The following is an 8,915-nucleotide window of genomic DNA, read 5'->3' on the forward strand; positions in this document are numbered from 1 at the left end:
GAGTTCGCGGGGTGGGGCGGTGCGGTCGCCGTCGAGGCGGTTGGCGAGCAGTTCGACCGAGAGACGGGCGATGCGCTCCTTGTCCGGGGCGATGGTGCTGAGGGTGGGCACGGAGAAGCGGCCGTCCTCGATGTCGTCGAAGCCGGCCACCGCCACGTCCTCCGGCACGCGCAGGCCGGCCTCGTGCAGCGCGCGCAGGGCGCCCAGGGCGAGGGTGTCGTTGAAGCAGAAGACGGCGTCGGGGCGTACACCGGAGGCCAGCAGGGCTCGCATGGCGGTTGCGCCGTCGGCGCGGTGCCAGGCCGGCGCGGGCGCGACGAGGCGCTCGTCGTACGCCATGCCGGCCTCGCTGAGCGCGGCAGTGTAGCCGGCGAGCCGCAGCCGGGCGCTGGCTCCCTCCGGGGTGCGCTGCGAGCCGATGGCGGCGATCCGGCGGCGGCCGAGGCCGATCAGGTGTGCGGTGATCTCCCGGGCGGCGGCCACGTTGTCGATCATCACGTGGTCGGCGGGACCATGGTCGACCCGCTCGCCGAGCAGCACCATGGGGGTGCCGTCCAGGCCGACGAGATCCTCGGCGGTGAGTGCCAGCGGGCTGAAGATCAGGCCGTCGATCAGGTGGTCGCCGATCCCGGCGGCGGCGACCCGCTCCTGCTCGCGACCGCCGCCGGTCTGGTCGATCAGCACCGTCCAGCCCAGCTCCGCGGCGGCGGTGACCACGTGCCGGGCCAGTTCGGCGAAGTAGGGGATGTCCAGCTCCGGCACGGCCAGCGCGATCACCCCGGTACGCCCCTTGCGCAGGTTGCGGGCGGAGAGGTTGGGCCGGTAGTTGAGCTCGGCGATGGCCTCCTCGACCCGGGCCCGGGTGTCGGGCCGGACGTGCACGTAGCCGTTCACCACGTTGGAGACGGTCTTCACCGACACGCCGGCCCGCTCCGCCACGTCCTTCAGCCTGTGCCGCACTGACGTCCTCCCCGAGTTGCTGCCCGCACCTTATCGTGTCACGGCCGCGTCACGGCCTCTTTACAACGTTGCTTACAACGTTGTAGAAACCAGGGACACCGGGGTGACCGCGGTCACCGCGGACCGGCAACGAGAAAGGTGGCACCCTTGCGGACCGCGCAGCTCACCATCGACCCGGCCTTCGCGATCGGCCCCGCCGACCGGCGACTCTTCGGCTCGTTCGTCGAGCACATGGGCCGGTGCGTCTACGGCGGGGTCTACGAGCCCGGACACCCCACCGCCGACGCGCGGGGGCTCCGCGGCGACGTGCTGGCGCTGACCCGGGAGCTGGGGGTGTCGGTGGTGCGCTACCCCGGCGGCAACTTCGTCTCCGGCTACCGCTGGGAAGACGGGATCGGCCCGGTCGGCGACCGGCCGCGCCGGCTCGACCTGGCCTGGAAGACCGTCGAGACCAACGCGTTCGGCCTCGACGAGTTCATGACCTGGGCCGCGGCGGCCGGCGTCGAGCCGATGATGGCGGTCAACCTCGGCACCCGCGGCGTGCGGGAGGCGTGCGACCTGCTGGAGTACGCGAACCACCCGGGCGGCACCCAGCTGTCCGACCTGCGCCGCAAGCACGGCACGGAGGAGCCGTACGGGGTGCGGCTCTGGTGCCTCGGCAACGAGCTGGACGGCCCGTGGCAGGTCGGCCACAAGACCGCCGACGAGTACGGCCGGCTGGCCGCCGAGACCGCCCGCGCGATGAGGATGCTCGACCCGTCGATCAGCCTGGTCGCCTGCGGCAGTTCCAACCGGCGGATGCCCACCTTCGCCGCCTGGGAGGCCACCGTCCTGGAGCACACCTACGAACACGTCGACTACATCTCCGCGCACACCTACTACGACCCGTCCGACGGCGACCGGGCCAGCATCCTCGCCTCAGCCGTGGACATGGACAACTTCATCCGCGAGGTGGTCGCCACCGCCGACCACGTGGCGGCGAAGCAGCGGCACCGGCGCAAGCTCAAGATCTCCTTCGACGAGTGGAACGTCTGGTACGAGTCCCGCCTCCAGGCCGACCTGGACCGGCGCGGCTGGGTCGAGGCGCCGGCACTGATCGAGGACGACTTCACCGCAGTCGACGCGGTGGTGGTCGGCGACCTGCTGATCACCTTGCTCCGGCACGCCGACCGGGTCGGCGTGGCCTGCCAGGCGCAGCTGGCGAACGTGATCGCCCCGATCCGCACCCGCACCGGCGGGCCCGCCTGGCGGCAGAGCATCTTCCACCCGTTCGCCCTGACCGCCCGGTACGCCCGCGGCACCGTGCTGCGGACCGAGCCGGTCTCCCCCGAGTACGAGACGAAGCGCTACGGCGCCGTCCCGGTGCTGGACACCGCCGCCGTGCACGACGAGGAGACCGGCGAGCTGACCGTCTTCGCGGTCAACCGCGACTCGACCGACCTGGACCTGCGGCTCGACCTGCGCGGCCTGCCAGGGCTGTCCGGCTCATCCCATCTGAGCCTCGCCGCCGGGGACGACCCGTCGGCGACGAACACCGAGGCCGAGCCCGACCGGGTGACGGCGCGGGAGCTGACCACCCCCACCACCGACGGCGGCCGGTGCGCCGTGCGCCTGCCGGCCGTCTCCTGGAACGTGCTGCGTTTCGCCCCCGCCGGCGCCTGACGGCGGGGCGGCTCTGCCCAGGCACAATTCACCCCGTCCCCAAGGAGAGATACCGCATGATCCACAACGAGATGAGCCGGCGGCGCCTGCTCGGCCTCGGCCTCGGGCTCGGCGCCGCGGCCACGCTGACCCTCGCCGGCTGCGGCGGTGACGACGACAGCTCGGGTCCGGCGGCCGGAAACGGCGGCAAGGACTACACCGGGCCGAAGGTGGACCTGAAGCTGTGGAACGGGTTCACCGGCGGTGACGGCGACATCTTCAAGGCGCTGGTCAACCAGTTCAACACCGAGCACCAGAACATCGCCGTGTCGGTCGCGACGTACCAGTGGGAGGACTACTACAGCAAGCTGCCGGGCGCCGCCTCCAGCGGCAACGGCCCGGACGTCGCCGTCATGCACATGGACCAGCTCGCCACCTTCGCCGCCCGCGGCGTGATCACCGAACTGGACGACGTGGCCAAGGCCCTGGAGCTCAGCGAGAGCGACTTCGCCCCGACCGTGTGGCAGGGCGGGCTCTACCACGACAAGCGGTACGGCATCCCGCTGGACATGCACCCGCTCGGCTTCTACTACAACAAGGCCGTCATGCGGAAGGCGGGCCTGGACCCGGACAAGCCGCCGACCACCCGGGACGAGTACACCGCGGCGCTGACTGAGCTGAAGAAGTCCGGCGTGCAGGGGTTCTGGGTCAGCCCGTTCCAGTTCACCGGCGGCATGACCTTCTACTCGGTGCTGCACCAGTGGGGCGGCAGCGTCTTCGACGCCGGGGCCACCAGGGCCACCTTCAACTCCGACCCGGCCGTCGAGGCGTGCACCTGGCTGGTCGACATCATCAAGCAGGGGAACTCTCCGGCGAACGTCGGCCAGGACGCCGACTACCTGGCCTTCAAGAGCGGCAAGAACGCCTTCAACTGGAACGGCATCTGGCAGATCAACGACCTGAAGAAGAGCCCGGACACCCAGTGGGGCGTGGCGCCCCTGCCGCAGATCGGCAGCCGGCCGGCCGCCTGGGCCAACTCGCACAACTTCACCATCGTCAAGGGACGCACGACCGACGCCAACAAGGTCTCGGCGGCGAAGGTCTTCATCAACTGGCTCAGCCAGCACTCCCTGGACTGGGCCAAGGGCGGCCAGGTGCCGGCCCGCAAGTCGGTCCGCGAGGACGCCGGATTCACCGCGTTGACCGAGGTCAACGCGCTCGCCCCCGAGCTGGAGTACGCGGCCTTCCCGCCGGCCGCCCCGGGCCTCGGCGAGGTGATGACCACCTTCTACACCTCCTTCAACGAGGCGGCGCTGGGCAAGAAGTCGCCGAAGCACGCGCTGGACGACGGGGTGGCCAAGGCCAACAAGCAGCTTGAGGACAACCGCAAGAAGTACGGGAGCTGATCCGGAGTGGCGGACGTGATCGAGGTCGGGGCGGCGCGCGGGGACGCGCCGCCCCCGGCGGCCGGCACCTCCCGCCGGGGCACGTCACCGGGGCGGGCCGGACGGGCCACGCCGTATCTCTTCCTCGCCCCGTACCTGATCCTGTTCGGGGTCTTCGGCCTGCTGCCGATCGTGCTCGGCGGCTGGCTCAGCGTGCACCAGTGGGACTTCCAGCTGCCCAACCGACCCTTCGTCGGGCTGGCGAACTACCGGGACCTCTTCTCCAGCGACTCGGCGATCCACGCCGACTGGTGGGCGGCCGTCCGCGCCACGGCGGTCTTCACCGTGCTGTCGGTGCCGCTGCTGGTGATCGTCCCGCTCGGGCTGGCGCTGCTGCTCAACCGCTCGTTCCCGGGCCGCACCCTCTTCCGGGCCGTCTACTTCGCCCCGTACGTGCTGGGTGTGGCGGTGATCGGCCTGCTCTGGCGGTTCCTGCTCGACGCCAACCTGGGCCTGGTCAACCGGCTGGCCGCGATGGCCGGGTTGCCGCCGGACACGCCGTGGCTGACCGCCCTGCCGTGGGCCTGGATCTCGCTGGTCGGGGTGACCGTCTGGTGGACCTCCGGCTTCAACGCCGTGATCTACCTGGCCGGCCTCCAGGACATCTCGGCGGAGCTGTACGAGGCGGCGAAGGTGGACGGCGCGACCGCCTGGGAACGGTTCCGGCACGTGACGCTGCCCGGGCTGCGCCCGGTGCTGCTCTTCGTGATCACCACGACCGTGCTCGCCTCGGCGAACATGTTCGGCCAGTCGTTCCTGATCACCCAGGGTGCGCCCGGCACGGAGACCCGCACCGTGGTCTGGTTCATCGTCGAGGAGGGGCTGCGGGACAACGACGCCGGCCGGGCCGCCGCGATGAGCATCGTGTTCGCGCTGATGCTGGCGGTGGCGAGCATCGCCAACTTCCGCCTCTTCCGCTACCGGGAAGACTGAGGGGACGCCATGACGACGCCCACGACCATCACCCGCGGCCCCGCGCCGACCCGCGGCAGCGCCCCGGCGACCGAGCGCGGCCCGGCGCCCGCGTTGCGCCGCACCGGGCGCTACGCCGTGCTGGTGGCGCTGGCCCTGGTCTTCCTGACGCCGCTGGTGTGGATGCTGATCACCTCGCTGAAGACCTACACCGCGGCCCAGCGGATCCCGCCGACCTGGCTGCCTGACCCGGTCTCCGGGTACGGCTACGAGCAGATCCTGAACAACTCCGCGAACCCGGTGCTGCGCTGGTTCCTCAACAGCATGGTGGCCGCCACACTGCACGCGCTGCTGGTGTTGGCGACCGCCTCGATGGCCGCGTACGCGCTGGCCCGGATGCGGTTCCGCGGCCGGGGGGTGATCTTCGCGCTGATCGTCGGGACGCTGTTCATCCCGCCGGCCTCGCTGATCATCCCGAACTTCCTGATCGTCGACGAGCTGAACTGGCTCGACACCCTCACCGTGGTGGTCGTTCCCGGCGCGGCCAGCGCGTTCGGGGTGTTCTTCCTGCGGCAGTTCTTCCTCTCACTACCCGGGGAGGTGGAGGAGGCCGCCCTGCTGGACGGGGCCAGCCAGTGGCAGATCTTCTGGAAGGTGGTGCTGCCGCTGTCCAAGCCGGCACTGGCCACCCTGGCGGTGCTGTCGTTCCTGACCAACTGGAACGACTTCCTCTGGCCGATCTACGTGCTGTTCAGCCCGGAGATGCTCACCCTGCCACCGGGCCTGGGGCTGCTCCAGGGTGCCTACGTCACCGACTACCCGGTGATCATGGCCGGGGCGGTGCTGGCCAGCGTGCCGGTGCTGATCCTCTTCGTGCTCGCCCAGCGGCACATCATCCAGGGCGTCTCCCGCAGCGGTCTGAAGGGATGACGGCCGGGCGGACCGGGCGGCGCGGCGCGGCGGCGGCCGTCGTCGCCGCGCTGCTCGCCACTGGTTGCGGTGGCGGAGACGACCCATCGAGTACGGGAGGCGACGCGCCCATGTTCACCAACCCGGTGGTCTCCACCGACGCCCCGGACCCGCAGGCGATCCGGGTTGGCGACACCTGGTACCTCTTCCACACCAACGCCGGCGGGCGGAACGTGCCCGTGCTCACCTCCCCCGACCTGGTCGACTGGACGCCGGTCGGTGACGCGCTGCCGGAACTGCCGGAGTGGGCGGACGCCGGGAAGAACTGGGCGCCGGAGGTCATCCAGCTGGCCCCGGGCCGGTTCGTGCTCTACTACACCGTCGCCGGCAGGGAGTCGGGGCGGCAGTGCGTGGGGCGGGCGGTGGCCAGCGCGCCGCAGGGGCCGTACCGGGACGACTCCGACGGGCCGCTGATCTGCCAGGCGGAGCTGGGCGGGGCGATCGACGCCAGCCCGTTCCGGGACACCGACGACAGCCTCTGGCTGCTGTGGAAGAACGACGGCAACGCCATCGGGGTGGACACCTGGCTCTGGTCGCAGCGCCTCTCCGCGGACGGGCTGACCCTGGTCGGCGAGCCGACGAAGTTGCTCAAGCAGACCGAGCCGTGGGAGGGCGCCCTGATCGAGGGGCCGTTCTTCCACCGGCAGGACGGCCGGCTCCACCTCTTCTTCGCCGCCAACGCCTACGACACGGCCGGGTACGCCGAGGGCTACGCGGTCTGCGCGTCACCGAGCGGGCCGTGCGCGAAGGCCCCGGAGAACCCGATCCTGAAGACCAACGCGGTGGCCTCCGGCCCGGGCCACGCCTCGATGGTGGTCAAGGACGGCCGCACCTGGCTGCTCTACCACGCCTGGCTGCCGGGGCAGGAGGGCAGCGTCGACCCCGGCCGCCAGGTCTGGCTCGATGAGGTCACCTGGGAAGGCGGCAGACCCACCGTCAAGGGCCCCACGGCCACCTTGCAACCGGAGCCCTGACCGCGGCGTGTGGAGACCGTCACTGTCGGCACCGTGGCCGGCGCCACCCGGACGGCCGACCCAGACGGACGGATCGATCCGCGCGTAAACCCTTGCGCAGGACACGTCCGGTGTGAAAATTTCCTACCTGCGGTAGATAGCCAGCGGCGAATCTTGCCGAGGGCGGCCGCGCGACCCTGCCACGGGAGCCCCAACGAAGGGACACACCGCATGAAGGCAACTCGGCTGTCAGCCGCCGGGCTGGCCGCAGCACTGCTCGGCGCGCTCGTCGCCGCCACCCCCGTGACCGCCGCCCCCGACGCGGCGACAGGTGGCTCCACCACCACCTGCGTCACCGATCCGGTCATGCCCAAACGGCAGTTCCGGGCCATGTGGATCGCGTCCGTCACCAACATCGACTGGCCCACCAAGGCGTCCTGGACCGCGCCGGACCAGATCGCCACCCAGAAGGCCGAATACCTGGCCTGGCTGGACCTGGCCGAGCGACTGAACCACAACGCCGTCGTCGTCCAGATCCGCCCCACCGCCGACGCGTTCTGGCCGTCGCCGCACGAGCCCTGGTCGGAGTACCTGACCGGGGTGCGGGGCAAGGACCCCGGCTGGGACCCGCTGGCCTTCGTCGTCGAGGAGGCCCACAAGCGGAACCTGGAGTTCCACGGCTGGTTCAACCCGTACCGCGTCTCCATGCCAGCCCCCAGCGGCGCCGGCGCCGACCTCAGCAAGCTCGCGCCGAACCACCCGGCGCGGCAGCACCCGGAGTGGACCTTCGCCTATCCGCCGGCCGGGGTGGCCGGCAGCCGGCTCTACTACAACCCGGGCATCCCGGAGGTCCGCGAGTTCGTGCAGACCGCGATGATGGACGCGGTCACCCGGTACGACATCGACGGCGTCCACTTCGACGACTACTTCTACCCGTATCCGAGCGGCACCCACCAGGTGCCCGACGACGTCACCTTCGCGGAGTTCAACCGCGGCTTCACCAACAAGGCCGACTGGCGGCGGGACAACATCAACCTGCTGATCCAGGAGATGAACGCCAAGATCAAGGCGGCCAAGCCGTGGGTGAAGTTCGGTGTCAGCCCGTTCGGCATCTGGCGGAACAAGGCCGCCGACCCGCTGGGCTCGGACACCACCGGCAGCCAGTCGTACGACATCATCTCCGCCGACACCCGCAGGTGGGTCAAAGAGGAGTGGATCGACTACGTGGTGCCGCAGCTCTACTGGTACATCGGCCAGTACCCGGCCGCCGACTACGCCCGGCTGGTGCCGTGGTGGGCCGACGTGGTGAAGGGCACCCGGGTGCAGCTCTACATCGGACAGGCCGATTACAAGAGTGGTCAACCGGCGTACGGGAGCTACTGGATGAACCCGCGCGAGCTCTCCGACCACCTGACGCTGAACCGGTCGTACCCGGAGGTGCTGGGGAACGTCCACTTCTCCGCCGTTCAGGTGCGGGCCAACCGGCTCGGCGCGACCGACATCTACGCCGCCGAGCACTACTCCCGCCCGGCCCTGGTGCCGACCATGTCGCACCTGCCGGCCAAGCCGCTGCTGATGCCGGTGGTGACCCGGGCGGAGCGGCAGGCTGACGGAGTCCGGCTGAGGTGGCGCCAGCCGGCCGACGGGGTGGGGCCGCTCGGCACCGCCGCGTCGTACGCGATCTACCGGTTCGACGGGACCGGCCCGGCCGGTGGGTGCGCCTTCGCCGACGCCGCACACCTGGTCGACACGGTCCGCGCCGAGGCCGGTTCGGCCACTCAGTCCTGGGTGGACGCCACCGCGGAGGCCGGCAAGCGGTACACCTACTACGTGACCGCGCTCGACCGGCTGGCCAACGAGAGCCCGGCCAGCCCGCCGTCGTTCGTCCGCTGACGGCTGATCCGAATGCCCCGGGCGGCGGTTAGCGGCAAGCTAGACGGGTGATGGTGCGCGAGTGGGACCCCAGGACCGCGTCGTCCGCCGAGATCGCGTCGCTGCTGGACACGCTGAACGCGGTCCTGGCGGTCGATCTCCC

Annotated in this window: 7 protein-coding genes; 6 read left to right on the forward strand and 1 reads right to left on the reverse strand. The window is 70.9% G+C overall.

Going from position 1 to position 8,915, the window contains the following annotated elements:
• Window positions 1-960, reverse strand: a 960-nt coding sequence (locus C1I99_RS25445; RefSeq protein ID WP_111136721.1) for a LacI family DNA-binding transcriptional regulator, incomplete at its 3' end; no start/stop codon positions are given.
• 147 nt (window positions 961-1,107) lie between these two features.
• Between C1I99_RS25445 and arfA the strand changes: the two genes are divergently transcribed.
• From arfA to C1I99_RS25475, 6 genes are all read left to right on the forward strand, one after another.
• Window positions 1,108-2,622 carry an arabinosylfuranosidase ArfA gene (gene arfA / locus C1I99_RS25450; protein ID WP_111136722.1) on the forward strand — a complete coding sequence of 505 codons (1,515 nt, stop codon included), beginning with the start codon at window positions 1,108-1,110 and terminating at the stop codon, window positions 2,620-2,622.
• A gap of 56 nt (window positions 2,623-2,678) precedes the next feature.
• Window positions 2,679-4,007: an ABC transporter substrate-binding protein gene (locus C1I99_RS25455; RefSeq protein WP_111136723.1), complete on the forward strand. Its 1,329-nt coding sequence runs from the start codon at window positions 2,679-2,681 to the stop codon at window positions 4,005-4,007.
• 6 nt (window positions 4,008-4,013) lie between these two features.
• Window positions 4,014-4,979 carry a carbohydrate ABC transporter permease gene (locus C1I99_RS25460; protein ID WP_111136724.1) on the forward strand — a complete coding sequence of 322 codons (966 nt, stop codon included), beginning with the start codon at window positions 4,014-4,016 and terminating at the stop codon, window positions 4,977-4,979.
• A gap of 9 nt (window positions 4,980-4,988) precedes the next feature.
• Complete coding sequence (locus tag C1I99_RS25465; RefSeq protein ID WP_111136725.1) at window positions 4,989-5,888, forward strand: carbohydrate ABC transporter permease; 900 nt, start codon at window positions 4,989-4,991, stop codon at window positions 5,886-5,888.
• A complete protein-coding gene (locus C1I99_RS25470) occupies window positions 5,885-6,901 on the forward strand; it encodes a glycoside hydrolase family 43 protein (RefSeq protein ID WP_111136726.1) in 1,017 nt (338 codons plus the stop codon). Before C1I99_RS25465 ends, C1I99_RS25470 begins: the two co-directional genes overlap by 4 nt.
• A 210-nt stretch (window positions 6,902-7,111) precedes the next feature.
• Window positions 7,112-8,773, forward strand: a complete 1,662-nt coding sequence (locus C1I99_RS25475) for a glycoside hydrolase family 10-like protein (protein WP_111136727.1) — start codon at window positions 7,112-7,114, stop codon at window positions 8,771-8,773.
• Window positions 8,774-8,915 lie beyond the last annotated feature (142 nt).

This window comes from Micromonospora deserti (genome assembly GCF_003236335.1).
Lineage (GTDB): Bacteria > Actinomycetota > Actinomycetes > Mycobacteriales > Micromonosporaceae > Micromonospora > Micromonospora deserti.